20 protein-coding genes and 3 rRNA genes are annotated in these 25,779 nt (G+C 54.7%); 14 read left to right on the forward strand and 9 right to left on the reverse strand.

The window, feature by feature from the left end:
* Positions 1 to 381: 381 nt before the first annotated feature.
* Entirely contained in the window at positions 382 to 822 is a 441-nt protein-coding gene (locus KPHS_00010) for a flavodoxin (protein ID YP_005224301.1), read from the reverse strand.
* A 99-nt stretch (positions 823 to 921) separates the two neighbouring features.
* Positions 922 to 1,380, reverse strand: coding sequence for a DNA-binding transcriptional regulator AsnC (locus tag KPHS_00020; RefSeq protein ID YP_005224302.1), 459 nt, complete (start codon positions 1,378 to 1,380; stop codon positions 922 to 924).
* A gap of 151 nt (positions 1,381 to 1,531) precedes the next feature.
* On the opposite strand from KPHS_00020, the gene KPHS_00030 reads away from it, so the two are divergent.
* Positions 1,532 to 2,524, forward strand: coding sequence for an asparagine synthetase AsnA (locus tag KPHS_00030; protein ID YP_005224303.1), 993 nt, complete (start codon positions 1,532 to 1,534; stop codon positions 2,522 to 2,524).
* A 3-nt stretch (positions 2,525 to 2,527) separates the two neighbouring features.
* Here KPHS_00030 and KPHS_00040 read toward each other — a convergent pair whose 3' ends face one another.
* Positions 2,528 to 3,976, reverse strand: coding sequence for an ATPase RavA stimulator ViaA (locus tag KPHS_00040; RefSeq protein YP_005224304.1), 1,449 nt, complete (start codon positions 3,974 to 3,976; stop codon positions 2,528 to 2,530).
* Complete coding sequence (locus tag KPHS_00050; protein YP_005224305.1) at positions 3,973 to 5,472, reverse strand: regulatory ATPase RavA; 1,500 nt, start codon at positions 5,470 to 5,472, stop codon at positions 3,973 to 3,975. The genes KPHS_00040 and KPHS_00050 overlap by 4 nt, the downstream gene beginning before the upstream one ends.
* 217 nt (positions 5,473 to 5,689) lie before the next feature.
* Between KPHS_00050 and KPHS_00060 the strand changes: the two genes are divergently transcribed.
* From KPHS_00060 to KPHS_00120, 7 genes are all read left to right on the forward strand, one after another.
* A complete protein-coding gene (locus KPHS_00060; protein ID YP_005224306.1) occupies positions 5,690 to 7,558 on the forward strand; it encodes a potassium transport protein Kup in 1,869 nt (622 codons plus the stop codon).
* A gap of 185 nt (positions 7,559 to 7,743) precedes the next feature.
* Positions 7,744 to 8,163 (forward strand): D-ribose pyranase, encoded by a 420-nt coding sequence (locus tag KPHS_00070; RefSeq protein ID YP_005224307.1) that lies wholly within the window; start codon positions 7,744 to 7,746, stop codon positions 8,161 to 8,163.
* A 10-nt stretch (positions 8,164 to 8,173) separates the two neighbouring features.
* Positions 8,174 to 9,679, forward strand: coding sequence for a D-ribose transporter ATP-binding protein (locus tag KPHS_00080; RefSeq protein YP_005224308.1), 1,506 nt, complete (start codon positions 8,174 to 8,176; stop codon positions 9,677 to 9,679).
* Between the two features lie 5 nt (positions 9,680 to 9,684).
* On the forward strand, positions 9,685 to 10,650 hold the full coding sequence (locus KPHS_00090) for a ribose ABC transporter permease (protein YP_005224309.1): 966 nt from the start codon (positions 9,685 to 9,687) through the stop codon (positions 10,648 to 10,650).
* A 27-nt stretch (positions 10,651 to 10,677) separates the two neighbouring features.
* Positions 10,678 to 11,568, forward strand: a complete 891-nt coding sequence (locus KPHS_00100) for a D-ribose transporter subunit RbsB (RefSeq protein YP_005224310.1) — start codon at positions 10,678 to 10,680, stop codon at positions 11,566 to 11,568.
* 100 nt (positions 11,569 to 11,668) lie between these two features.
* Entirely contained in the window at positions 11,669 to 12,601 is a 933-nt protein-coding gene (locus tag KPHS_00110; RefSeq protein ID YP_005224311.1) for a ribokinase, read from the forward strand.
* A gap of 12 nt (positions 12,602 to 12,613) precedes the next feature.
* The gene (locus KPHS_00120; protein ID YP_005224312.1) at positions 12,614 to 13,597 is read left to right on the forward strand and encodes a ribose operon repressor; all 984 of its coding nucleotides are present in this window, start codon (positions 12,614 to 12,616) and stop codon (positions 13,595 to 13,597) included.
* Here the strand turns inward: KPHS_00120 and KPHS_00130 are convergent.
* Together KPHS_00130 and KPHS_00140 are read right to left on the reverse strand one after the other, a co-directional pair.
* On the reverse strand, positions 13,594 to 14,991 hold the full coding sequence (locus tag KPHS_00130) for an MFS family transporter (RefSeq protein YP_005224313.1): 1,398 nt from the start codon (positions 14,989 to 14,991) through the stop codon (positions 13,594 to 13,596). The genes KPHS_00120 and KPHS_00130 overlap by 4 nt on opposite strands.
* A 12-nt stretch (positions 14,992 to 15,003) precedes the next feature.
* Positions 15,004 to 15,705 (reverse strand): putative transcriptional regulator, encoded by a 702-nt coding sequence (locus KPHS_00140; RefSeq protein YP_005224314.1) that lies wholly within the window; start codon positions 15,703 to 15,705, stop codon positions 15,004 to 15,006.
* 483 nt (positions 15,706 to 16,188) lie between these two features.
* On the opposite strand from KPHS_00140, the gene KPHS_r00230 reads away from it, so the two are divergent.
* From KPHS_r00230 to KPHS_r00060, 3 genes are all read left to right on the forward strand, one after another.
* Positions 16,189 to 17,714, forward strand: a 16S ribosomal RNA gene (locus KPHS_r00230).
* Between the two features lie 350 nt (positions 17,715 to 18,064).
* A 23S ribosomal RNA gene (locus KPHS_r00150) occupies positions 18,065 to 20,963 on the forward strand.
* Between the two features lie 101 nt (positions 20,964 to 21,064).
* Positions 21,065 to 21,179: ribosomal RNA gene (locus KPHS_r00060) — 5S ribosomal RNA — on the forward strand.
* Together the 16S, 23S and 5S rRNA genes form the textbook arrangement of a ribosomal RNA operon.
* A gap of 197 nt (positions 21,180 to 21,376) precedes the next feature.
* Here the strand turns inward: KPHS_r00060 and KPHS_00150 are convergent.
* Entirely contained in the window at positions 21,377 to 21,883 is a 507-nt protein-coding gene (locus tag KPHS_00150; RefSeq protein YP_005224315.1) for a molybdopterin-guanine dinucleotide biosynthesis protein MobB, read from the reverse strand.
* Positions 21,880 to 22,461: a molybdopterin-guanine dinucleotide biosynthesis protein MobA gene (locus KPHS_00160; RefSeq protein ID YP_005224316.1), complete on the reverse strand. Its 582-nt coding sequence runs from the start codon at positions 22,459 to 22,461 to the stop codon at positions 21,880 to 21,882. Before KPHS_00160 ends, KPHS_00150 begins: the two co-directional genes overlap by 4 nt.
* Positions 22,462 to 22,532: 71 nt before the next feature.
* On the opposite strand from KPHS_00160, the gene KPHS_00170 reads away from it, so the two are divergent.
* From KPHS_00170 to KPHS_00190, 3 genes are all read left to right on the forward strand, one after another.
* Positions 22,533 to 22,802, forward strand: coding sequence for a YihD family protein (locus KPHS_00170; protein YP_005224317.1), 270 nt, complete (start codon positions 22,533 to 22,535; stop codon positions 22,800 to 22,802).
* Between the two features lie 75 nt (positions 22,803 to 22,877).
* The gene (locus tag KPHS_00180) at positions 22,878 to 23,864 is read left to right on the forward strand and encodes a serine/threonine protein kinase RdoA (protein YP_005224318.1); all 987 of its coding nucleotides are present in this window, start codon (positions 22,878 to 22,880) and stop codon (positions 23,862 to 23,864) included.
* Between the two features lie 27 nt (positions 23,865 to 23,891).
* Positions 23,892 to 24,515 (forward strand): protein disulfide isomerase I, encoded by a 624-nt coding sequence (locus tag KPHS_00190; protein YP_005224319.1) that lies wholly within the window; start codon positions 23,892 to 23,894, stop codon positions 24,513 to 24,515.
* Positions 24,516 to 24,562: 47 nt separating this feature from the next.
* On the opposite strand, the gene KPHS_00200 is transcribed toward KPHS_00190, so the two are convergent.
* Positions 24,563 to 25,462 carry a putative endonuclease gene (locus KPHS_00200; RefSeq protein ID YP_005224320.1) on the reverse strand — a complete coding sequence of 300 codons (900 nt, stop codon included), beginning with the start codon at positions 25,460 to 25,462 and terminating at the stop codon, positions 24,563 to 24,565.
* Positions 25,463 to 25,779: the final 317 nt, after the last annotated feature.

Raw genomic sequence — 25,779 nt, forward strand, 5'->3', positions numbered from 1 at the left:
GGTGGTCTGCCTCGCATAAAGCGGTATGAAAATGGATTGAAGCCCGGGCCGTGGATTCTACTCAACTTTCGTCTTTCGAGAAAGACTCCGGGATCCTGAGTATTAAAAAGAAGATCTTTATATAGAGATCTGTTCTATTGTGATCTCTTATTAGGATCGACTCTCTTTGTGGATAAGTCGGATCCGCGAAGTAAGATCAAAAGCTTAAGAAGGATCACTATCTGTGAATGATCGGTGATCCTGGTCCGTATAAGCTGGGATCAGAATGAAGGGTTATGCACAGCTCAAAAACCATACTACGGTTATTCTTTGGATAACTACCGGTTGATCCAAGCTTTTAAGCATGGTTATCCACAGAAGATCGGACGATCTTTACAATTCTCAGAGCAAATTTTTCCAGGATCCCAGCCAGATTTCCGCTGGATCCTCCGGAATTTCGTGTTCAAGGACGTTGATCTTCAGCGTCTCACCGATCTGTTTTGCCCCGCAGGCCTTCAGCGCCGCTTCTAATTTATCGATCGCGCCGCAAAAGGTGTCGTATTCGCGGCTGCCGATCCCTATAGCGCCAAAGCGCACGGCGGAAAGATCGGCCTGCTTCTCCTGCAGCGCGTCATAGAAGGGAACCAGGTTGTCGGGAACGTCGCCGGCGCCATGGGTGGAAGAGATAATTAACCAGATCCCTTGCGCCTGCAGATCGTCCACCAGCGGACCGTGCTGGATTTCAGTGCTATAGCCGGCTTCTTCCAGCTTTTCCGCCAGATGCTCTGCTACATATTCCGCACTGCCCAGGGTGCTGCCGCTGATAAGTGTAATGTCTGCCATAGATCGCCGATCGCCCGCTCAACTGTTCAGAGTGGCGTATTGTACGCTGTGAGCGAGCTGGGATCTACCTGTGGAAAAATGTGGGATTAAAAAAAGCGATCAGGGCTTGATGGTGCGCATGATCGGGTTCTGCAGCACGATCAGAGTTTCAGTGGACTGAATTTCATCGATTGTTTGGATCTTGTTGATAAGTACCTGCTGCAGAGCATCGATGGATTTACACATCACCTTAATAAAGATGCTGTAGTGGCCGGTGGTGTAGTAAGCCTCGGTGACCTCCTCCAGACTTTCCAGGCGGGCGAGGGCGGAGGGATAGTCTTTGGCGCTTTTTAAAATAATGCCGATGAAGCAACCGACGTCGTAGCCCAGCTGCTTGGGGCTGACGTCAATGCGCGCGCCGGTAATGATACCCGCCTGCTTCATCTTTTCGACGCGCACGTGAATGGTGCCCGGGCTGACGCTGAACTGTTTGGCCAGTTCGGCATAGGCGGTACGGGCGTTGGCCATCAGCGCATCAAGAATGCCGCGGTCCAGATTGTCGATCTGATAATTTTCCATATCTTTTTCTTATGAAGTTTGAGGGTTCTTACTATTTTAGCGCCATATTTTAATGAATTAAAAGTTGATGCGCCTTTTTATTGATTGATTATTGTATTTCCGCCCTGTTTTGTTGCTTAATCAATGGCAACAGGACGCAGGAGTCATAAAAATGAAAACCGCATATATCGCAAAACAACGCCAGATCAGTTTCGTTAAATCCCACTTTTCCCGTCAGCTGGAAGAGAAGCTTGGCCTGATTGAAGTCCAGGCGCCAATCTTAAGCCGCGTGGGCGATGGGACGCAGGATAACTTGTCCGGCTGCGAGAAAGCGGTTCAGGTAAAAGTGAAAACACTGCCCGACGCCCAGTTCGAAGTGGTTCATTCGCTGGCGAAGTGGAAGCGTCAAACCCTGGGACAACACGACTTCAGCGCGGGCGAAGGGCTGTACACGCACATGAAAGCCCTTCGCCCCGATGAAGACCGTCTGACGCCTATCCATTCCGTCTATGTTGACCAGTGGGACTGGGAGCGCGTGATGGGGGATGAAGAGCGTCACGTCGGCACCCTGAAGGCAACCGTCGAGGCGATCTACGCCGGGATCAAAGCCACCGAGCTGGCGGTCAGCCAGGAGTTTGGCCTGACGCCGTTCCTGCCGGAACAGATCCATTTTGTTCACAGCCAGGAGCTGCTGAGCCGCTATCCGGAGCTTGATGCCAAAGGTCGTGAGCGGGCTATTGCCAAAGAGCTGGGCGCCGTCTTCTTAATTGGTATCGGCGGCAAACTAGCTGATGGCAAGCGCCACGACGTGCGTGCGCCGGATTATGATGACTGGAGTACTGAGGTTTCTGAAGGTTTTGCCGGCCTGAACGGCGATATCCTGGTGTGGAACCCGGTGCTGGAGGATGCGTTCGAGATCTCCTCGATGGGGATCCGCGTTGACGCCGAGGCGCTAAAGCGCCAGCTGGCGCTGACCGGCGATGAAGATCGCCTGAAACTGGAGTGGCACCAGGCGCTGCTGCGCGGCGAGATGCCGCAGACTATCGGCGGCGGCATTGGCCAGTCTCGTTTGACGATGCTGTTGCTGCAGCTTGACCATATCGGTCAGGTGCAGTGCGGCGTATGGCCGGCGCAGGTTCGCGAAAGCGTTTCCGCGCTGCTGTAACGATTAGCGCCGCCAGCGTCGCAGCAGGCGGCTACGCAGCCCGGTGTCAAAGCGCCAGATATGATCGAAGATGCGCATGATGCCGGGTTTGCCGTGAACCGACATCGCCACCGCGTGAAAACGGTGCTGATGCTTACGCTGTAACTCCCCCACCTGAGCAATCACCTCATCCGGCAACCGTTGGGCAATAAAGTCGGAGATCACCACGGCATCCGCATCCACCCACTGCGGGTTTTGCAAACGTTCAATAATGGCGCGAAAACAGCTGGCCAGATCGGTGCCGCCGCGAAAACGCTGGCTCAGGAAACGGATCGCCTGCTCCAGTCCGCTCTCGCTGGTCAACTCGTAATGCACTACTTCGCTGGAAAACAGCATAATGAAGCAGCGACGGTTATCGGCCAGCGCGATGCGCATCAGGGCCAGACAAAAGGCCTTAGCGCACTGTTCGTTAAAACCGCCCATCGATCCTGACGTATCGACGCAGACAATGAACGGCCCGCGCGGTTGCTCATCAAAATCCTGCCGCGTTACCGGGCGTTCGGTAATTTTCTCGCGCCAGGCATCGCCGTGTAGCCGGTAGGTGAGCAGCTGTTTCTCCACCAGCTTGCGATAAAATTCAAACTCCAGCTCCGTGATGCCAAGCGTCGCCAGCTCCGGCGGCAGCAGGCGTAGAATGTCGTCGCTCTGCTGGAGGCCGTCGACCTGTTCAGGCACCGTTGCCGGCTCGCGTACCAGGCTGCGGAAGGTTTCCATCGGCGCATCTTTCTTCGGCACGGATTTCGCTTCCCTTGAACGCCCCAGCTGTTCCGCCAGCTGCAGCAGCTCCGGTTGCTGGTTAAGAAAATCGCCATAGCGCACGATCAGCTGGTAGTCGCCTCGTTTGAGTTCGCCGGCGCTCATATCCCACAGGCGTCCGGCGGCGGTATCATTTTCCGCCAGCACCGGATCGAGCTGACCGCTGAGCGTCATTCGTTCCTGGACCTCACTGAGCAACTGGTCGCGCTCCTCGTCCAGCAGCTGCTGGTTAAGGCTGGTGGCTTGCACCACCAGGCTCAGGCGCCAGCGCTGTAAAAACAGCGTATGCAGCGCCGGGGTAAAGGTGGCATTGTCATCCACCAGCTTCTGCGCCTGGGCGGCAAAAGGGGACTGGAGCTGGTGCAGTTTGCCGAGAATTTGCGGGAGCTGGACGATAAACTGCGAGGTAGAGAGCAGCTGAGCCTGCTGATAGGTTTGCACTTCGGCGTCCAGATCCGGCGGGATGTTAACTTCTTTTAAGCGGGCGCGAACGGCTTCCCGCCAGCGCGGAATATCCGCCGCGATGATGTTTTTCAGGCGGGGAAATTTTTCAAAGAACACCGCCAGTTGAGGAGAGGCCAACAGCGCCAGCAGCATCTCCTCGATCATTCCCTCTTCGCTGACTGCCAGCATGACATTCAGCATATCGAGCGTCATGGCTGCTTCGCCTGTTTAATCTGCGCGCCGACGTCCTGCAGGCTGGCTTCGATTCTTCCCAGCCATTCGACCGGGATAAACAGGCACTTTTGCTGCTCGCTGAAGCGGTTGTGTTGCTGGTGCCACTCATCATCCAGCGCTTCCAGCTGCTGGCGAATTTCCGCCGGCATATTCTCCTGCGCTGCGCTGCCGGGCAGCGCGAGGCGTGAGCCCTGCAGGCTCACATCGCGGACGACCAGATGCTGGCTGGTGTCGACATCCATATTGAGTAGTTGAGCAAAGCCGATCCCGTTGAGCTTACCGCGGATCTCGCCGCCCTTTTCCAGCCAGTTGGCTAACGCCTCGCGTTCAAAAGTAATGTGGATCACTTCCATATCGTGAAGTTTGAGCGGCTGCTGCAGCAGCAGCGTCAGGGTGGTCCCCTGGATCTCCGCCGGCAGTTCATAGTGCGGTTTGCGGCTAAACATCCCGCCAAGGCGGGTGACCTTCAGCGCCGTTTTGTCGCTTTGCTGTTGTTGGATCTGAATGCGTCGCTGCACAATCGCCCCCAACCGCGTCAGCATCGCCTGCTGTTGCCAGGCGTGACAGGTCATGAGCGTTTCCAGCTGCTGCGACATCAGGTTCATACTTTCGACGTTGTGCCACAGACAATCTTTCAGCAGGATTAGGTCAATCGGCGCGATGCTGTCGCGGCCGCTGAAGAAGGCGCTGGCCTGCAGCAGGCGAATAGCCTTTTTCCAGCGGCGATCCGAGACGTAGGGGGCATTTGGCAGGGCGTCCAGCTGCTGGCGGAGCTGGAATATCAGCTCAAACACCGCGTCCGGCAGTTTAATATTGCCGATCTGCTGCTGCCATTGGGTAAATTCCTCGTCGCTCACCTGCAGCGCGCTGGGCACTGGATTGCTGTTTTCATCCTGCTGGCTGACCAGCATCGAACGGAAATTACCTTTATCCTGCACTTTATCAAGCCATAGACGGATCAGCATTCGGTCATACAGCGCTTCCAGGCTGCTGTCGGCTTCCGGGAGTTCGTTCGACGCGGCCACCAGCAGGCGCATTGGGATTTTCTCTTCATGCGCGCCATTGCGGAAGTGACGTTCGTTAATCGCCGTCAGTAGGGTGTTGAGGATAGCCGGACCTGCTTTCCATATTTCATCGAGAAACACGATTTCCGCTTCCGGCAGGTAGCCGGCGGTTAAACGTTCGTAACGGCCTTCATCTTTCAGCGCCTGAATGGACAGTGGCCCAAAAACCTCTTCCGGGGTGGAGAAGCGGGTCATCAGGTATTCAAAAGCGCGCGCCTGCTGGAAGGCGAATTTGAGGCGGCGGGCAATCAGGCTTTTGGCGATCCCCGGTGGACCAAGCAAAAAAACGCTCTCGCCGCTGAGCGCCGCCAGCAGGCAGAGGCGTATCGCGTGGCTGCGTTCAAAGAGTCCTTTTTCGAGTGCCGCGCTGAGCCGGGAAATTCTTTCAGCCAGTAAATGTGTTTGAGCCATAATTGAGTTGCGTGCTTTGTCATGTATCGTTATTGGGACGAGTATAGATGTTAGAGCCGGGGCGGTAATAGCCTGAAGAATCGATTTATTTTTTTTGAGCCAGGTTAATATGGTGTCTGTTAGGGGTACGATTTCACAAATAATCGTGCATACTGTGCGCTTTTTGTGGGCCAAGGGACTAGGCACACATTTGTTTTATAAACGAAAAGACTAGTCTATGAGCACTGATAATAAACAATCGTTGCCGGCGTTAACGCTGGCGGCCATCGGCGTGGTGTACGGCGATATCGGTACCAGTCCACTGTATACCCTGCGCGAATGCCTGTCAGGTCAGTTTGGCTTTGGCGTAGAGCGCGATGCCGTTTTTGGCTTTTTGTCGCTGATTTTCTGGCTGTTAATCTTTACCGTATCGATTAAATACATCACCTTCGTGATGCGGGCGGATAACGCCGGGGAAGGCGGGATCTTAACGCTGATGTCGCTGGCCGGACGTAATACTTCGGCCAGAATGACCTCCGTGCTGGTGATCCTCGGCCTTATCGGCGGCAGTTTCTTCTATGGCGAAGTGGTGATTACCCCGGCGATTTCGGTAATGTCGGCGATAGAGGGGTTAGAAATTATCGCCCCGCAGCTGGATACCTGGATTGTCCCTATCTCCATTATCGTGCTCACCCTGCTGTTTGTGATCCAGAAGCACGGGACTGGCATGGTCGGCAAGCTGTTTGCGCCGATTATGCTGATCTGGTTCCTGTTGCTGGCGGTGCTGGGCGCGCGAAGCATTTACGCTAATCCGGAAGTTCTGCAGGCGCTGAACCCCTACTGGGCTGTGCACTTTTTCCTGCAATACAAGACCGTTTCCTTTATTGCGCTTGGCGCGGTGGTGCTGTCGATTACCGGGGTGGAAGCGCTGTACGCCGATATGGGCCACTTCGGCAAACTGCCGATCCGCGTTGCCTGGTTCTCCGTCGTGCTGCCCTCGTTGGTGCTGAACTATTTTGGCCAGGGCGCGCTGCTGCTGAAGCACCCGGAAGCGATTAAAAACCCGTTCTTCCTGCTGGCGCCTGAGTGGGCGCTGATCCCGATGCTGATCATCGCCACGCTGGCGACGGTTATCGCCTCCCAGGCAGTGATTTCCGGGGTCTTCTCCCTGACCCGTCAGGCAGTGCGTCTGGGCTATCTGTCGCCGATGCGCATTATCCATACCTCGGAAATGGAGTCCGGGCAGATTTACATTCCGTTCATTAACTGGCTGCTGTACGTTTCTGTGGTCATCGTTATCGTCAGCTTTGAGCATTCGTCTAACCTGGCGGCGGCGTATGGTATCGCCGTAACGGGCACCATGGTGCTGACCTCCATTCTGTCGGCGACCGTGGCGCGCAAAAACTGGCACTGGAACAAGCTGTTTGTCGGTCTGATGCTGGTGGCCTTCCTGTGCATTGATATTCCGCTGTTCTCGGCGAACCTCGATAAGATTGTCTCCGGCGGCTGGCTACCGTTGTCCCTGGGGATGGTGATGTTTACGGTGATGACGACCTGGAAGAGCGAGCGTTTCCGCCTGCTGCGCCGGATGCACGAGCATGGCAACTCGCTGGAAGCGATGATCTCTTCGCTGGAGAAGTCACCGCCAGTGCGTGTGCCGGGTACTGCGGTGTATATGTCCCGCGCCCTGAACGTGATCCCGTTTGCCCTGCTGCATAACCTGAAGCACAACAAGGTGCTGCATGAGCGAGTGATCCTCCTGACCCTGCGTACCGAAGATGCGCCTTACGTGCATAACGTTCGCCGGGTGCAGATTGAGCAGCTGTCACCGTCTTTCTGGCGGGTGGTGGCCAGCTACGGCTGGCGGGAAACGCCTAACGTTGAAGAGGTGTTCCACCGCTGTGGCCTGGAAGGACTCAGCTGCCGGATGATGGAGACCTCGTTCTTTATGTCGCATGAGTCGCTGATTATCGGCAAACGGCCATGGTATCTGCGCCTGCGCGGCAAGCTTTATCTGCTGCTGCAGCGTAACGCCCTGCGGGCGCCGGATCAGTTTGAGATCCCGCCAAACCGGGTTATCGAGCTCGGTACCCAGGTCGAAATCTGATGTCAAAAAAGCCCTTCCATTGCGAAGGGCTTTTTGTTTCTCACTCCGGTTGTTATGTCCTGTCGCTGCCTCGCGAAACGTTTCGATGGCGATCACATTTCTCTCTTCTGGTGATGGTTTTCTGCTCACACATTGATAATAATTATTTTAGCGAAACGTTTCGCTAGTGGAGCAAAAGAGAAAAAATGAAAAAAGGCACCGTACTTAACGCTGATATTTCCGCGGTCATTTCCCGCCTGGGCCACACCGATACGCTGGTGGTCTGCGATGCCGGATTACCGGTTCCCCGCAGCAGCACGCGCATTGATATGGCGCTGACTCAGGGCGTACCTTCATTTATGCAGGTGCTGGAAGTGGTGACGACGGAAATGCAGGTTGAAGCGGCTGTCATCGCGGAAGAGATTAAAACCCATAATCCGCAGCTCCACGCGACGTTGCTCACTCACCTCGAGCAGCTGCAGCAGCACCAGGGAAATACCATTGAAATTCGTTACACCAGCCATGAGCAGTTCAAAAAACAAACCGCAGACAGTCAGGCGGTAATTCGCAGCGGGGAGTGTTCCCCGTTTGCGAATATCATTCTCTGTGCCGGCGTCACGTTCTGAGGTCGCCGTCATGGAAGCCTTATTGCAACTGAAAGGGATCGACAAAGCGTTCCCTGGCGTCAAGGCGCTCTCCGGCGCGGCGCTGAATGTCTATGCCGGCCGGGTGATGGCGCTGGTAGGGGAAAATGGCGCCGGCAAATCCACTATGATGAAGGTGTTGACCGGGATCTACACCCGTGATGCCGGCTCTTTGCTGTGGTTAGGCAAAGAGACGACCTTTAACGGCCCAAAATCCTCCCAGGAAGCCGGGATCGGCATTATCCATCAGGAACTGAACCTGATCCCTCAGTTGACGATCGCCGAGAACATCTTCCTTGGCCGCGAGTTCGTTAACCGTTTTGGCAAAATCGACTGGAAGCAGATGTATGCCGAAGCCGACAAGCTGTTGGCAAAGCTGAATCTCCGCTTTACCAGCCAGAAACTGGTGGGCGATCTATCGATTGGCGATCAGCAAATGGTGGAGATCGCCAAAGTGCTGAGCTTCGAATCGAAAGTCATCATTATGGATGAACCGACCGATGCGCTGACCGATACCGAAACCGAATCGCTGTTCCGCGTCATCCGCGAACTGAAGTCGCAGGGGCGCGGTATCGTCTATATCTCCCACCGTATGAAAGAGATCTTCGAGATTTGCGACGACGTGACGGTCTTTCGTGACGGGCAGTTTATCGCCGAGCGCGAGGTCTCGTCGCTGGATGAGGACCGACTTATCGAGATGATGGTCGGCCGTAAGCTGGAAGACCAATATCCACACCTCGATAAGGCGCCCGGCGCGGTGCGCCTGAAGGTCGACAACCTCTGCGGCCCGGGGGTGGATAACGTGACCTTTACCCTGCGCCAGGGGGAGATCCTCGGCGTTGCCGGGCTGATGGGCGCCGGGCGGACCGAACTGATGAAAGTGCTGTACGGCGCGTTGCCGCGCAGCAGCGGTTCCGTGACGCTCGATGGCCGCGAAGTGGTGACCCGTTCGCCGCAGGATGGTCTGGCGAACGGCATTGTCTATATCTCCGAAGACCGTAAGCGCGATGGTCTGGTTCTCGGGATGTCGGTAAAAGAAAACATGTCCCTGACGGCGCTGCGCTATTTCAGCCGGGCGGGCGGTAGTCTTAAGCATAAAGATGAACAGCAGGCGGTGAGTGATTTCATCCGCCTGTTTAACGTGAAAACGCCGTCCATGGAGCAGGCGATCGGCCTGCTCTCCGGCGGCAACCAGCAAAAGGTCGCCATCGCCCGCGGGCTGATGACCCGGCCGAAGGTGCTGATCCTCGATGAACCGACCCGCGGCGTCGACGTCGGGGCGAAGAAAGAGATCTACCAGCTCATCAACCAGTTCAAAGCCGACGGCCTGAGCATCATTCTGGTCTCCTCCGAGATGCCGGAAGTGTTGGGCATGAGCGATCGCATCATAGTGATGCACGAAGGGCATCTCGGCGGTGAATTCACACGCGAGCAGGCCACCCAGGAAGTATTGATGGCTGCCGCTGTGGGCAAGCTTAACCGTGTGAATCAGGAGTAAGAAAGATGACAACCCAGGCTGTTTCTGGTCGCCGCTATTTCACAAAAGCGTGGCTGATGGAGCAAAAATCGCTGATTGCCCTGCTGGTGCTGATCGCGGTGGTATCGACCATGAGCCCCAACTTTTTTACCGTCAATAACCTGTTCAATATTCTGCAGCAAACCTCCGTTAACGCCATTATGGCGGTAGGGATGACGCTGGTCATACTGACCTCGGGGATCGATCTGTCCGTCGGCTCCCTGCTGGCGCTCACCGGTGCGGTGGCAGCGTCGATCGTTGGCATTGAGGTTAATGCGCTGGTGGCGGTCGCGGCTGCCCTCGCATTAGGTGCGGCGATCGGCGCAGTCACCGGGGTGATTGTAGCGAGAGGCCGCGTGCAGGCCTTCATCGCCACCCTGGTGATGATGCTGCTGCTGCGCGGCGTAACCATGGTGTACACCAACGGCAGCCCGATCAATACCGGCTTTAGCGATAATGCCGATCTGTTCGGCTGGTTTGGCATCGGGCGTCCGCTGGGGATCCCGACGCCTGTATGGATCATGGCGATTGTCTTCCTGGCGGCCTGGTACATGCTGCACCATACTCGCCTGGGCCGTTATATTTATGCCCTGGGCGGTAATGAAGCGGCGACGCGTCTGTCCGGGATTAGCGTCAATAAAGTTAAAATTATCGTTTACGCCTTGTGCGGAATGCTGGCTTCGCTGGCCGGGATCATCGAAGTGGCGCGTCTCTCCTCCGCGCAGCCGACGGCGGGGACGGGCTATGAGCTGGACGCCATTGCGGCGGTGGTGCTCGGCGGCACCAGCCTCGCTGGTGGCAAAGGACGCATCGTCGGCACGCTGATTGGTGCGCTGATCCTTGGCTTCCTGAATAATGGTCTTAATCTTTTAGGCGTTTCTTCCTATTACCAGATGATCGTTAAAGCGGTGGTGATTTTGCTGGCGGTACTGGTAGATAACAAAAAGCAGTAACTAAGAACTCTACAGGACATCTTAACTATGAATATGAAAAAACTGGCGACCCTGGTCTCTGCTGTTGCGCTAAGTGCGACCGTTAGCGCGAACGCGATGGCCAAAGACACCATCGCTCTGGTTATCTCTACCCTCAACAACCCGTTCTTCGTGTCGCTGAAAGACGGCGCGCAAAAAGAAGCTGACAAGCTGGGCTACAACCTGGTGGTGCTGGATTCCCAGAACAACCCGGCGAAAGAGCTGGCGAACGTCCAGGATTTAACGGTGCGCGGCACCAAGCTGCTGCTGATCAACCCCACCGACTCTGATGCCGTCGGCAACGCCGTGAAGATGGCGAACCAGGCGAAAATCCCGGTCATCACTCTCGACCGTCAGGCGACAAAAGGCGATGTTGTGAGCCATATCGCCTCTGACAACGTGCAGGGTGGGAAAATGGCTGGCGATTACATCGCGAAAAAAGTGGGTGAAAGTGCAAAAGTCATTGAGCTGCAGGGCATTGCCGGAACTTCTGCGGCTCGCGAGCGTGGCGAAGGCTTTAAACAGGCCGTGGCGGCGCACAAATTCAACGTCCTGGCCAGCCAGCCGGCCGATTTCGACCGCACCAAAGGCCTTAACGTGATGCAGAACCTGCTGACCGCACATCCTGACGTCCAGGCAGTGTTCGCGCAAAATGATGAAATGGCGCTGGGCGCCCTGCGCGCGCTGCAGACCGCAGGCAAGTCCGATGTGATGGTGGTTGGATTTGACGGCACTCCGGATGGCGAAAAAGCAGTAAACAGTGGCAAACTGGCGGCGACCGTCGCACAGTTGCCGGAGCAGATCGGCGCGAAAGGCGTTGAGACTGCTGATAAGGTACTGAAGGGCGAAAAAGTGGAAGCTAACTACCCGGTTGAGCTGAAGCTGGTCGTTAAGCAGTAATATGCGATTCGGACTGGCAACGGTCCGAGGGACAATATAAAAAAAGAAAAGCAGGGCATGCGCCACCGGATCCCGGTGGCGCGCTTTCCCGGGAACAGAAATGATGAAAGCTGCAGGCAAACTTGTCGTCCTTGGCAGTATCAATGCCGATCACATTCTTAACCTTGACGCTTTCCCGACGCCGGGCGAAACCGTCACCGGCCACCATTATCAGGTGGCGTTCGGTGGAAAAGGGGCCAACCAGGCGGTGGCCGCCGGGCGCAGCGGAGCGGATATCGCGTTTATCGCCTGCACCGGCGATGACGATATCGGTGAACGCATCCGTCGTCAGCTGGCGAGCGATAAAATCGACGTGGCCCCCGTGCGCGCGGTTGCCGGGGAAGCGACCGGGGTGGCGTTAATTTTCGTTAACGCCGAAGGTGAGAATGTCATCGGTATTCATGCCGGCGCCAATGCGGCGCTTTCCGTCTCCCAGGTTGAGGCGGAAAAAGAGCGTATCGCCAGCGCACAGGCGTTGTTGATGCAGCTGGAGTCGCCGCTGGAGAGCGTCATAGCGGCGGCGAAAATCGCCCATCACCATCACACCACCGTGGTGCTGAACCCCGCGCCAGCGCGTGAACTACCGGATGAACTGCTGGCGCTGGTGGATATTATTACCCCTAACGAAACCGAAGCGGAAAAGCTGACCGGTATTCGGGTTGAGAGTGACGAAGATGCGGCAAAAGCCGCCAACGTGCTGCATGCCAAAGGCATTGGTACGGTGATGATCACCCTCGGCAGCCGCGGCGTCTGGCTCAGTGCCGAAGGCGAAAGCCGCCGGATCCTAGGGTTTCGCGTACAGGCCATTGATACTATCGCGGCCGGTGATACCTTTAACGGCGCGCTGGTGACCGCGCTGCTGGAAGGGACCGCCCTGCCGGAGGCGATTCGCTTTGCGCATGCCGCAGCGGCGATCGCCGTAACCCGCAAAGGTGCTCAGCCGTCCGTGCCTTGGCGCACAGAGATCGATGAATTTTTAGCGCAACAGGGGTAATGCTTGGCTACGATGAAAGATGTGGCCCGCATCGCGGGCGTTTCCACATCGACGGTGTCACACGTCATCAATAAGGACCGCTTTGTCAGCGAGGCGATTACCGCCAAAGTTGACGCTGCGATCAAAAGCCTCAACTACGCCCCCTCTGCGCTGGCGCGTAGCCTCAAGCTCAATCAAACCCGTACCATCGGCATGCTGATCACCGCCAGTACCAATCCGTTTTATTCGGAGCTGGTGCGGGGCGTGGAGCGTAGCTGCTTTGAGCGGGGTTATAGCCTCGTGCTCTGCAATACCGAAGGTGATGAGCAGCGAATGAATCGTAATCTGGAGACGCTAATGCAAAAACGCGTCGATGGATTACTCCTGCTGTGCACGGAGACCCATCAGCCCTCCCCGGAAATCATGCAGCGCTATCCGTCGGTACCGACGGTTATGATGGACTGGGCCCCCTTTGATGGCGATAGCGATCTGATTCAGGATAACTCGCTGCTCGGCGGCGATATGGCGACCCAGTATCTGATTGACCAGGGGCATTCACGCATTGCCTGTATTGCCGGCCCGCTGGATAAAACCCCGGCGCGCCTGCGTCTTGAAGGCTATCATGCCGCGATGGCGCGCTGCGGCCTGCCGGTTGCCGAAGGATATGTGGTGACCAGTGATTTTGAGTTTGGCGGCGGGTTTAGCGCGATGCAGCAGCTGCTGGCGTTGCCGCAGCGTCCGCAGGCGGTGTTTGTCGGTAACGATGCGATGGCGGTTGGCGCTTATCAGGCGTTATACCAGGCCGGGCTGCTGATTCCGCAGGATATGGCGCTGGTGGGCTACGATGATATTGAGCTGGCACGTTATATGACGCCGCCATTGACCACCATTCACCAGCCAAAGGATGAGCTGGGGGAACTGGCCATCGACGTACTGATCCATCGCATGGCCGATCCGCAGCAAAAACAGCAGCGCGTTCAGTTAACGCCGGAGCTGGTGGTTCGCGGTTCCGCTTAGCGTTTATGCCGCTCGCTAATCAGGTTGCGGCCATCCTTCGCTCTTAACAGCATAAACATCAGCGCCGATATAATGGTTATCACGCCCATGGTTATAAAGGTGTAGTGAAACTGCTGTACCGTGCTTGCATTATCAAAACCTTCATAGAAGCGTAGCACCGCAGCGCTGATGGCCACCCCGAGACTAATGGAAAGCTGCTGGGTGACGGCCAGCAGGCTGTTGCCGCTGCTGGCATTATCATCGGTCAGATCGGCCAGGGTAATGGTATTCATGGCGGTAAACTGCGTGGACATCGCCATCCCCAGCACGAACAGCGGCAGAAGAAGCATCCACAGCGGCATCTCTGGCGACTGCAGCGAGAACTGGGCGATCATAAGGCCAATAAACACGGTGATCCCCACCAGGGTCTTACGATAGCCAAACCAGCGCAGCACCTGGGTAACGGTGGATTTCGCAATAATCGAGCCGATAGCGGTGGGGGCGATCATACAGCCGGCGATAATGGCCGGATAGCCGAAACCAACCTGCAGCATCAGCGGCATCAGAAACGGTACGCAGCCGGTACCTAACCGCGTGGCGAGGTTGCCGGCAATGCCGACCGAGAACGTATGGGTCTTAAATAAAGAGAGCGAGATAAGCGGCGTCGGATGGCGACGCGCGTGACGCACATAGGCCACGAGCAGTAACAGACTGACGGCAATCACGGCCAGCGCCTGCCATGTCGCCACGATTTTTTCCCCAAACAGTTCAATACCGCTGGAAAATAACACCAGACTTAAGCCAAATAACAGAAAACCGCCTATATCGAAGCGTCGGCGCGGCGTTGTGAAATTTGGCATGTATTTACGGGCGTACAGAATGCCAATTACGCCGATCGGAATGTTTATCAGGAAAATCCAATGCCAGCTGGCCCAGGTAACAAATACCCCGCCGAGTACCGGGCCCAGAATCGGCCCCACCAATCCCGGCATGGTGACAAAGTTCAGGACCGGCAACAGTTCGCTGCGGGGGTAGGCACGCAGCAGGGCCAGCCTCGCCACCGGCATCATCATCGCCCCACCGATCCCCTGAATTACGCGAAAAATGACCAGTTCCGTTAAGGAACTGGAGAGGGCGCAGGCGAGGGAACCGAGGGTGAACAGGCTAACGGCGATGATAAAGACCCGGCGCGTGCCGAAGCGATCGGCCAGCCAGCCGCTGACCGGGATCAGCATCGCCACCGTCAGCGTATAGCTGATAATGGCCGACTGCATCGCTAAGGGAGAACGATTAAGACTGTGGGCGATAGCCGGGAGGGCGGTGTTAAGAATGGTGGCATCCAGCGCCTGCATAAAGAAGGCCATCGCCGCGATCCACGGCAGGCCAGCCATGCTGCGCCCTTTTTTTCCGCTCATGCCAAATCCTTGTTATTGATTTACGTGGTGTGGGGCGTTCAACAATGCCTGGCAGGCGAGCAACGCCCCCGGCGCATCACTGTTAAGAATGGCATCGACAATCGCCTGGTGGAGATCGAGCTTCACCACTTCATTTTGCGTAATCGACGTGAAGTAGGTGTGGTAGACCGAATGAAACAGCGAGGCGAAAGAGCTGAGGAAAGGATTACCGCTCATTTCATAGATATGCTCATGCCAGGCCATATCGACTTCTATCCAGCGTTCGCGCTGAAAATGGCGTTTCAGAGCAATCATCTCTTCCATTAATGTATTGAGCTGCGCTTTTTGCCCGGCGGTGCCGTTGGCGGCGGCGAGAAAGCAGGCCTGTGGCTCCAGGCTGCTGCGCATGACGAGAAAGTGGCTTACCACCTCTTCGAAGTTATCTTCTGTTAGCCACCAGGAGAGCAGTTCCTTATCAAGGAAATTCCAGCTGCTGCGCGGCATCACCCGGGTGCCAATGCGAGGGCGGGGCAGCAGCATGCCTTTTGCAGTAAGCGTCTTCACCGCTTCGCGGACGGCGGTACGGCTTACGCCGAACTGCTCCCCCAACTCCATTTCGCCGGGAAGAATGCTTTCCGGCTGATATTCGCCAGTCAGTATTTTTTGGGCGAGCTTTTCGGCCAGTACCCAGGAGATGTTCTTTTGTGCCGCCAGTTGCTGTGCGCTTAAAGACATAAATGCCGTTCCTTTCTTTCCTCTACTCTAACAGTATGCCACCAGGCGCCCCGTTTCGTCGGTTAAAACGGCAAAACGGCGGTTTTTTGCGACATTCCTCGCCGCATTGTTGAAAAAAGAGACGGTTGAAAACTTTTTTTGCATTTCCCCTTGTCACCTCAGAATTACTCCCTATAATGCGCCTCCACTGACACGGAACAACGGCAAGCAAGCCGCCGGGTCAGCGGGGTTCCGGTGAGAACCTCGCAGAGAAAAGCAAAAATAAATGCTTGACTCTGCAGCGGGAAAGCGTAATATGCACACCCCGAGCCGCAGCGAAAACGAAGCGGCACTGCTCTTTAACAATTTATCAGACAATCTGTGTGGGCACTCAAAGTGACATGGATTCTTAACGTCCTCGGACGAAAAATGAATACCAAGTCTCAAGAGTGAACACGTAATTCATTACGAAGTTTAATTCTTTGAGCATCAAACTTAAATTGAAGAGTTTGATCATGGCTCAGATTGAACGCTGGCGGCAGGCCTAACACATGCAAGTCGAGCGGTAGCACAGAGAGCTTGCTCTCGGGTGACGAGCGGCGGACGGGTGAGTAATGTCTGGGAAACTGCCTGATGGAGGGGGATAACTACTGGAAACGGTAGCTAATACCGCATAACGTCGCAAGACCAAAGTGGGGGACCTTCGGGCCTCATGCCATCAGATGTGCCCAGATGGGATTAGCTAGTAGGTGGGGTAACGGCTCACCTAGGCGACGATCCCTAGCTGGTCTGAGAGGATGACCAGCCACACTGGAACTGAGACACGGTCCAGACTCCTACGGGAGGCAGCAGTGGGGAATATTGCACAATGGGCGCAAGCCTGATGCAGCCATGCCGCGTGTGTGAAGAAGGCCTTCGGGTTGTAAAGCACTTTCAGCGGGGAGGAAGGCGTAAGGTTAATAACCTCTCGATTGACGTTACCCGCAGAAGAAGCACCGGCTAACTCCGTGCCAGCAGCCGCGGTAATACGGAGGGTGCAAGCGTTAATCGGAATTACTGGGCGTAAAGCGCACGCAGGCGGTCTGTCAAGTCGGATGTGAAATCCCCGGGCTCAACCTGGGAACTGCATTCGAAACTGGCAGGCTAGAGTCTTGTAGAGGGGGGTAGAATTCCAGGTGTAGCGGTGAAATGCGTAGAGATCTGGAGGAATACCGGTGGCGAAGGCGGCCCCCTGGACAAAGACTGACGCTCAGGTGCGAAAGCGTGGGGAGCAAACAGGATTAGATACCCTGGTAGTCCACGCCGTAAACGATGTCGATTTGGAGGTTGTGCCCTTGAGGCGTGGCTTCCGGAGCTAACGCGTTAAATCGACCGCCTGGGGAGTACGGCCGCAAGGTTAAAACTCAAATGAATTGACGGGGGCCCGCACAAGCGGTGGAGCATGTGGTTTAATTCGATGCAACGCGAAGAACCTTACCTGGTCTTGACATCCACAGAACTTTCCAGAGATGGATTGGTGCCTTCGGGAACTGTGAGACAGGTGCTGCATGGCTGTCGTCAGCTCGTGTTGTGAAATGTTGGGTTAAGTCCCGCAACGAGCGCAACCCTTATCCTTTGTTGCCAGCGGTCCGGCCGGGAACTCAAAGGAGACTGCCAGTGATAAACTGGAGGAAGGTGGGGATGACGTCAAGTCATCATGGCCCTTACGACCAGGGCTACACACGTGCTACAATGGCATATACAAAGAGAAGCGACCTCGCGAGAGCAAGCGGACCTCATAAAGTATGTCGTAGTCCGGATTGGAGTCTGCAACTCGACTCCATGAAGTCGGAATCGCTAGTAATCGTAGATCAGAATGCTACGGTGAATACGTTCCCGGGCCTTGTACACACCGCCCGTCACACCATGGGAGTGGGTTGCAAAAGAAGTAGGTAGCTTAACCTTCGGGAGGGCGCTTACCACTTTGTGATTCATGACTGGGGTGAAGTCGTAACAAGGTAACCGTAGGGGAACCTGCGGTTGGATCACCTCCTTACCTTAAAGAACCTGCCTTTGTAGTGCTCACACAGATTGTCTGATGAAAGTAAAGAAGCAAGGCGTCTTGCGATTGAGACTTCAGTGTCCCCTTCGTCTAGAGGCCCAGGACACCGCCCTTTCACGGCGGTAACAGGGGTTCGAATCCCCTAGGGGACGCCACTTGCTGGTTCGTGAGTGAAAGACGCGTGCCGAACTATCTCAAAACTCATCTTCGGGTGATGTTTGAGATATTTGCTCTTTAAAAATCTGGATCAAGCTGAAAATTGAAACGACACACAGTTAATGTGTGTTCGAGTCTCTCAAATTTTCGCAATCAGAAGTGAAACATCTTCGGGTTGTGAGGTTAAGCGACTAAGCGTACACGGTGGATGCCCTGGCAGTCAGAGGCGATGAAGGACGTGCTAATCTGCGAAAAGCGTCGGTAAGGTGATATGAACCGTTATAACCGGCGATGTCCGAATGGGGAAACCCAGTGCAATTCGTTGCACTATCGTTAACTGAATACATAGGTTAACGAGGCGAACCGGGGGAACTGAAACATCTAAGTACCCCGAGGAAAAGAAATCAACCGAGATTCCCCCAGTAGCGGCGAGCGAACGGGGAGCAGCCCAGAGTCTGAATCAGCTTGTGTGTTAGTGGAACGGTCTGGAAAGTCCGACGGTACAGGGTGATAGTCCCGTACACCAAAATGCACAGGCTGTGAACTCGAAGAGTAGGGCGGGACACGTGGTATCCTGTCTGAATATGGGGGGACCATCCTCCAAGGCTAAATACTCCTGACTGACCGATAGTGAACCAGTACCGTGAGGGAAAGGCGAAAAGAACCCCGGCGAGGGGAGTGAAAAAGAACCTGAAACCGTGTACGTACAAGCAGTGGGAGCACCTTCGGGTGTGACTGCGTACCTTTTGTATAATGGGTCAGCGACTTATATTCTGTAGCAAGGTTAACCGTATAGGGGAGCCGCAGGGAAACCGAGTCTTAACTGGGCGTTAAGTTGCAGGGTATAGACCCGAAACCCGGTGATCTAGCCATGGGCAGGTTGAAGGTTGGGTAACACTAACTGGAGGACCGAACCGACTAATGTTGAAAAATTAGCGGATGACTTGTGGCTGGGGGTGAAAGGCCAATCAAACCGGGAGATAGCTGGTTCTCCCCGAAAGCTATTTAGGTAGCGCCTCGTGAACTCATCTTCGGGGGTAGAGCACTGTTTCGGCTAGGGGGTCATCCCGACTTACCAACCCGATGCAAACTACGAATACCGAAGAATGTTATCACGGGAGACACACGGCGGGTGCTAACGTCCGTCGTGAAGAGGGAAACAACCCAGACCGCCAGCTAAGGTCCCAAAGTCATGGTTAAGTGGGAAACGATGTGGGAAGGCACAGACAGCCAGGATGTTGGCTTAGAAGCAGCCATCATTTAAAGAAAGCGTAATAGCTCACTGGTCGAGTCGGCCTGCGCGGAAGATGTAACGGGGCTAAACCATGCACCGAAGCTGCGGCAGCGACACTATGTGTTGTTGGGTAGGGGAGCGTTCTGTAAGCCTGCGAAGGTGTGCTGTGAGGCATGCTGGAGGTATCAGAAGTGCGAATGCTGACATAAGTAACGATAAAGCGGGTGAAAAGCCCGCTCGCCGGAAGACCAAGGGTTCCTGTCCAACGTTAATCGGGGCAGGGTGAGTCGACCCCTAAGGCGAGGCCGAAAGGCGTAGTCGATGGGAAACAGGTTAATATTCCTGTACTTGGTGTTACTGCGAAGGGGGGACGGAGAAGGCTATGTTAGCCGGGCGACGGTTGTCCCGGTTTAAGCATGTAGGCTGATTGTCCAGGCAAATCCGGATAATCAAGGCTGAGGTGTGATGACGAGGCACTACGGTGCTGAAGTAACAAATGCCCTGCTTCCAGGAAAAGCCTCTAAGCATCAGGTAACATCAAATCGTACCCCAAACCGACACAGGTGGTCAGGTAGAGAATACCAAGGCGCTTGAGAGAACTCGGGTGAAGGAACTAGGCAAAATGGTGCCGTAACTTCGGGAGAAGGCACGCTGGTGTGTAGGTGAAGTCCCTGCGGATGGAGCTGAGACCAGTCGAAGATACCAGCTGGCTGCAACTGTTTATTAAAAACACAGCACTGTGCAAACACGAAAGTGGACGTATACGGTGTGACGCCTGCCCGGTGCCGGAAGGTTAATTGATGGGGTTATCCGTAAGGAGAAGCTCTTGATCGAAGCCCCGGTAAACGGCGGCCGTAACTATAACGGTCCTAAGGTAGCGAAATTCCTTGTCGGGTAAGTTCCGACCTGCACGAATGGCGTAATGATGGCCAGGCTGTCTCCACCCGAGACTCAGTGAAATTGAACTCGCTGTGAAGATGCAGTGTACCCGCGGCAAGACGGAAAGACCCCGTGAACCTTTACTATAGCTTGACACTGAACATTGAGCCTTGATGTGTAGGATAGGTGGGAGGCTTTGAAGCGTGGACGCCAGTCTGCGTGGAGCCAACCTTGAAATACCACCCTTTAATGTTTGATGTTCTAACGTTGGCCCCTGACCGGGGTTGCGGACAGTGTCTGGTGGGTAGTTTGACTGGGGCGGTCTCCTCCCAAAGCGTAACGGAGGAGCACGAAGGTTAGCTAATCCTGGTCGGACATCAGGAGGTTAGTGCAATGGCATAAGCTAGCTTGACTGCGAGCGTGACGGCGCGAGCAGGTGCGAAAGCAGGTCATAGTGATCCGGTGGTTCTGAATGGAAGGGCCATCGCTCAACGGATAAAAGGTACTCCGGGGATAACAGGCTGATACCGCCCAAGAGTTCATATCGACGGCGGTGTTTGGCACCTCGATGTCGGCTCATCACATCCTGGGGCTGAAGTAGGTCCCAAGGGTATGGCTGTTCGCCATTTAAAGTGGTACGCGAGCTGGGTTTAGAACGTCGTGAGACAGTTCGGTCCCTATCTGCCGTGGGCGCTGGAGAATTGAGGGGGGCTGCTCCTAGTACGAGAGGACCGGAGTGGACGCATCACTGGTGTTCGGGTTGTCATGCCAATGGCACTGCCCGGTAGCTAAATGCGGAAGAGATAAGTGCTGAAAGCATCTAAGCACGAAACTTGCCCCGAGATGAGTTCTCCCTGAGACTATAAGTCTCCTGAAGGAACGTTAAGACGATGACGTTGATAGGCCGGGTGTGTAAGCGCAGCGATGCGTTGAGCTAACCGGTACTAATGAACCGTGAGGCTTAACCTTACAACGCCGAAGATGTTTTGGCGGATTTGAGAATTTTCAGCTTAGATTCAGAGTTGAGTACGCAATATAAAGAATTGCATACTGAGCACAAAGAATTTGCCTGGCGGCACTAGCGCGGTGGTCCCACCTGACCCCATGCCGAACTCAGAAGTGAAACGCCGTAGCGCCGATGGTAGTGTGGGGTCTCCCCATGTGAGAGTAGGGAACTGCCAGGCATCAAACAAGTGAAGAGCCCATCCTGTCGGATGGGCTTTTTGCGTTTCTGTCGTCCGGCCAGCGTGCCGGCATGTCCCCCCGGTGGCGCTGCGCTTGCCGGGGCTACGGATCCGACACGGGGCTACGTCCCTGTGGCCGGACAAGGTGCGCAGCACCGCCTCCGGGAAAATCCCTCCTATATCACCGTCGATAAATGACTATTGCCTCTCTAACCAACTCACAATAAATGTCGCGATCTGTGGTACATCATTTAAATCCAGCAGCGGAAGTGAGGTCGCGATCGATACATCGCTGGCCACGGCGATGGTATGCTCATCAATTACCAGCTCTTCTACACGATGGCCGCTGTTTTGCCGAAAAAGCAGGATCTTCGGCACGGGTTCATGTTTAAACCCCTCCACTAAAACCAGGTCCAGTTTGCTGGCATCCATTCGACTGACCAGCCACGTGAGATCTAATTCCGGCTTCTCTGGCGTCTCGGTCATCAATGCCCACCGCTGTTCGCTGGCGACAATAGTTTGCGCAGCGCCCGCCTTACGCAGTTCATAGCTATCTTTGCCCGGCTTATCCACGTCCATATCATGATGGGTGTGCTTTATCAGTCCCGGGCGTAATCCTAGAGCGCAAAGCTCAGGGATAAGACGCTTTAATAATGTTGTTTTTCCGGTACCGCTCCATGCGGCGATCGCCAGTAATGGGATCATGATGGCTCCTGCATCTGCTGCAAATCTTCGAGCGTATTTACATTAATGAAAGCAGTTTTCACATCGCTGAAATTCACCGGGCGCCCACCCATTTGTCGCATAAAAACCATCACCCTGCGCTCTCCATGTGCCAGATAAGCCTCCAGTTCAGGAATGATTTGACGATGAACTAATGCAACGGCAGGATGATCCCGTTCGCCGTCATGGGCCCAAACGACCGGTGCGTCCCCTCTCTGCTGGATAAAGCGCTCCACCAAAAAGGACGGAATGAACGGCGTGTCGCAGGGGCAAAAAACAAACCATGGGCTCGCGACCTGCTGCATCACAGCAAGCATTCCGGCCAGCGGTCCCTGATAACCCTCCTGTATGTCTCGAAAGACCGGAAATCCGCTGGCACGCCACTGTTCAAGATGACGATTGGCGCTAATGACTAACTCATCTACCTGCGGGGCTAATGCTTCCGCGACGTGTCGCCAGAGAGGGCGACCATTTAGCGCCTGTAATCCTTTATCAATGCCGCCCATCCGCGTGGCCCTGCCGCCCGCCAGCACGACGCCGGTTATCGCCTCGCTTTGCATATGAATATCGCCTCTTTCATTGTGGGATTGACCCTGTTAACTTGTCCCTATCAAGAGTAAGGAGCATGACCATGAAATGTAAACGTCTGAATGAAGTAATTGAACTCCTCCAGCCAGCCTGGCAAAAAGAGCCTGAACTGAACCTGATGCAATTTTTGCAGAAGCTGGCGAAAGAGGCCGGCTATGATGGCGAACTGAGCGATCTTTCCGACGATATTCTGATCTATCACCTGAAGATGCGCGACTCTTCCAAAGATGCTGTCATCCCGGGTATTCAGAAGGATTATGAAGAGGACTTTAAAACCGCGCTGCTGCGCGCCCGCGGGGTAATAAAAGAGTAAAAGGTTGTAAGCGCTACCGCGTAAAGTGCAATGAGATGATATCCTGAACTATTCGTACGATTATCGGATGTCAGGATGCACGATAAGGCTTTTACTTTTCAGACGCTTCGCCCGGATACCATTATCGATGGGTTATTCGATCTGGGTATGCGGGTGGACTCCGGTCTCACCCCGCTAAACAGCTATGAGAACCGCGTTTATCAGTTCCAGGACGAAGAGCGCCATCGCTATGTGGTAAAGTTCTATCGTCCTGAGCGCTGGTCCGCAGAACAGATCCTTGAAGAACACCAGTTTGCGCTTCAGCTTGTAGAAGATGAAGTGCCCGTTGCTGCGCCGCTCTTATTTAATGACAGCACGCTTCATCAGCATCAGGGATTCTACTTTGCCGTTTTCCCAAGCCTTGGCGGTCGTCAGTTCGAAGCGGATAACCTTGATCAGATGGAATGGGTTGGCCGCTATCTGGGGCGCCTGCACCAGACGGGCTGCAAACAGCGCTTTACTGCCCGCCCGGAAATTGGCGTGCAGGAGTACCTGCTGGAACCGCGTCAGGTGTTTGAGCAGGCGACGCTGATCCCCTCTGGCCTGAAGGCCGATTTCCTGAAGGCGACCGATAAACTCATTGCTGCCGTCATGGAGCAATGGCACGGCCGCGGGAACACGTTGCGCCTGCACGGTGACTGCCATGCCGGTAATATCCTCTGGCGCGACGGACCACTGTTTGTCGACTTAGACGATGCGCGCACCGGCCCGGCGATTCAGGATCTGTGGATGCTGCTCAACGGCGATAAGGCTGAACAGCGTATGCAGCTGGAGACTATTGTCGAGGCCTATGAGGAATTCAGCCCCTTTAACAGCGATGAAATCGCGCTGATTGAACCTTTACGCGCTATGCGACTGGTTTATTATCTGGCGTGGTTGCTCAGACGCTGGGACGATCCCGCTTTCCCGGTCAATTTCCCCTGGTTAACCGGGGAGGATTACTGGCGGGGGCAGACGTCGACTTTTCTTGAGCAGGTGAAGGTTCTACAGGAACCCCCGCTTCAGTTAACGCCAATGTATTAATGTGATATATCCAGGAGAGAGTAAATCATGAAAAAAGTTTGGCTGGCGCTGGCTGGTATGATTCTGGCTTTTAGTGCATCCGCTGCCCAGATCACCGACGGCAAGCAGTACATCACCCTTGATAAGCCGATTGCTGGCGAGCCGCAGGTGCTCGAGTTCTTTTCGTTCTACTGCCCGCACTGCTACCAGTTTGAAGAAGTGCTGCATGTCTCTGACAATGTGCGCCAGAAACTGCCGGAAGGCACTAAAATGACCAAATACCACGTTGAGTTCCTGGGTCCGCTGGGCAAGGATCTGACGCAGGCATGGGCGGTGGCCATCGCGCTGGGCGTTGAAGACAAAATTACTGCGCCGATGTTCGAAGCCGTGCAGAAAAACCAGACTGTGCAGAGTGTGGCTGACATTCGTAAAGTGTTTGTCGACGCTGGCGTGAAAGGGGAAGACTACGATGCCGCATGGAATAGCTTCGTGGTGAAATCTCTGGTCGCTCAGCAAGAGAAAGCGGCAGCCGATCTGCAGCTGCAGGGCGTACCGGCTATGTATGTTAATGGTAAATACCAGCTGAATCCGCAGGGGATGGACACCAGCAATATGGATGTCTTCGTCGCTCAGTATGCGGATACCGTGAAGCAACTGGTAGAGAAGAAATAAAAAAACGCCGGTCACTGACCGGCGTTACTTTATCTGTTTTGCAATAGCTACCGTTCTTTGTCCCTCATGATGTCAGTCAACTGACGGTCTTTCTCTTCCCATAGGCCATTCAGCCAGCGCTGGAAGCCGCGCTTAAAGTTCTTATCGTTAACGTAATCGCCGTGCAGCTCTTCGCCAATAGGGACCAGATTGATACGGACCACGATGCGCGTCAGGCGGCCGCTTAACATATCGTAAAATGGTCTTGTATGATTATCCGGGTAGCACAGCGTGACGTTCAGCAGTTTATCGAACTGCGAACCGAGTACGTTGAGCGCCATGGCGATACCAGCGGCTTTCGGCGGTAACAGGTTGTGGTAAGGAGAGCGCGTTTCGCGCTTTTTTTCTTCGGTAAAACGCGAGCCTTCCACAAAATTGACGATAGTCGTCGGATGCGCGCGAAATTTTTCACACGAACGGCGGGTGGTTTCGACATCTTTACCGCGGCGCTCCGGGTGACGAATAAGATAGCTGCGCGAGTAGCGGCGCATAAAAGGCATATCCAGCGCCCAGCAGGCGAGGCCAATGAAGGGTACCCACGCCAGCTGTTGTTTAAGGAAGTACTTATTCATCGGAATATGCTTGCGGAACAGCACGCACAGCACCACGATGTCTGCCCAGCTGTGGTGGTTGCTGATCAGCAGATACCAGTTCTTTTTGTTCAGGCCTTCCAGACCCTGGACGTCCCATTTTAGCCAGGGATTGAGATGCAACAGCAGCGCCAGCCCTTCGCACCAGCAGTACATCATAAAATTGCAAAAAACGGATATAGAGCGCCATACCGCTGGAATGGGGACCAGCAGTTTAATCAGCCCGGCGACGATGATCGGTACAGAGCAGATAATGGTGACTAAGATGGTTAAGGCGATACTCAGCGGAAGTGTTATCGCAGCGAGTAATCTCGACATAGTTAGTTTATTCAGAAAGTTAGGCTGACAAAGAGCGCCTTTAAGCTGCGCAAGAGGCTGATTTTACCAGAAAACGCGGCAAATGACGGGTCTTACCAGAACAGAAAAAAACAAGGATCTTCTATCCACATGGAAGATTAGGTCATCAAATTAATGCCAGGATCGTTGATTTGTTTTTAAGTGGTTGATAAATAGTAAATAATACTATTTATTCATTTATTTTCAGGGGCGGATAAGCTGACGTTGTAAAACTATACACAAAGTTATCCACAAGCTAAGTTGTCGCGCGATCGCGACGATCGTTGAATCTTTTCCGC

The organism is Klebsiella pneumoniae subsp. pneumoniae HS11286, from assembly GCF_000240185.1.
Classification (GTDB): Bacteria; Pseudomonadota; Gammaproteobacteria; order Enterobacterales; family Enterobacteriaceae; genus Klebsiella; species Klebsiella pneumoniae.

Excerpts from the sequence above, each read along its gene's own strand:
- KPHS_00040 (YP_005224304.1), bottom strand. The coding sequence starts at position 3,976 with ATGACGCTCGATATGCTGAATGTCATGCTGGCAGTCAGCGAAGAGGGA.
- KPHS_00090 (YP_005224309.1), top strand. The coding sequence starts at position 9,685 with ATGACAACCCAGGCTGTTTCTGGTCGCCGCTATTTCACAAAAGCGTGG.
- KPHS_00070 (YP_005224307.1), top strand. The coding sequence starts at position 7,744 with ATGAAAAAAGGCACCGTACTTAACGCTGATATTTCCGCGGTCATTTCC.
- KPHS_00200 (YP_005224320.1), bottom strand. The coding sequence starts at position 25,462 with ATGTCGAGATTACTCGCTGCGATAACACTTCCGCTGAGTATCGCCTTA.
- KPHS_00060 (YP_005224306.1), top strand. The coding sequence starts at position 5,690 with ATGAGCACTGATAATAAACAATCGTTGCCGGCGTTAACGCTGGCGGCC.
- KPHS_00120 (YP_005224312.1), top strand. The coding sequence starts at position 12,614 with ATGAAAGATGTGGCCCGCATCGCGGGCGTTTCCACATCGACGGTGTCA.
- KPHS_00020 (YP_005224302.1), bottom strand. The coding sequence starts at position 1,380 with ATGGAAAATTATCAGATCGACAATCTGGACCGCGGCATTCTTGATGCG.
- KPHS_00050 (YP_005224305.1), bottom strand. The coding sequence starts at position 5,472 with ATGGCTCAAACACATTTACTGGCTGAAAGAATTTCCCGGCTCAGCGCG.
- KPHS_00180 (YP_005224318.1), top strand. The coding sequence starts at position 22,878 with ATGCACGATAAGGCTTTTACTTTTCAGACGCTTCGCCCGGATACCATT.
- KPHS_00130 (YP_005224313.1), bottom strand. The coding sequence starts at position 14,991 with ATGAGCGGAAAAAAAGGGCGCAGCATGGCTGGCCTGCCGTGGATCGCG.
- KPHS_00170 (YP_005224317.1), top strand. The coding sequence starts at position 22,533 with ATGAAATGTAAACGTCTGAATGAAGTAATTGAACTCCTCCAGCCAGCC.
- KPHS_00160 (YP_005224316.1), bottom strand. The coding sequence starts at position 22,461 with ATGCAAAGCGAGGCGATAACCGGCGTCGTGCTGGCGGGCGGCAGGGCC.
- KPHS_00100 (YP_005224310.1), top strand. The coding sequence starts at position 10,678 with ATGAATATGAAAAAACTGGCGACCCTGGTCTCTGCTGTTGCGCTAAGT.
- KPHS_00150 (YP_005224315.1), bottom strand. The coding sequence starts at position 21,883 with ATGATCCCATTACTGGCGATCGCCGCATGGAGCGGTACCGGAAAAACA.
- KPHS_00110 (YP_005224311.1), top strand. The coding sequence starts at position 11,669 with ATGATGAAAGCTGCAGGCAAACTTGTCGTCCTTGGCAGTATCAATGCC.
- KPHS_00010 (YP_005224301.1), bottom strand. The coding sequence starts at position 822 with ATGGCAGACATTACACTTATCAGCGGCAGCACCCTGGGCAGTGCGGAA.
- KPHS_00190 (YP_005224319.1), top strand. The coding sequence starts at position 23,892 with ATGAAAAAAGTTTGGCTGGCGCTGGCTGGTATGATTCTGGCTTTTAGT.
- KPHS_00140 (YP_005224314.1), bottom strand. The coding sequence starts at position 15,705 with ATGTCTTTAAGCGCACAGCAACTGGCGGCACAAAAGAACATCTCCTGG.
- KPHS_00030 (YP_005224303.1), top strand. The coding sequence starts at position 1,532 with ATGAAAACCGCATATATCGCAAAACAACGCCAGATCAGTTTCGTTAAA.
- KPHS_00080 (YP_005224308.1), top strand. The coding sequence starts at position 8,174 with ATGGAAGCCTTATTGCAACTGAAAGGGATCGACAAAGCGTTCCCTGGC.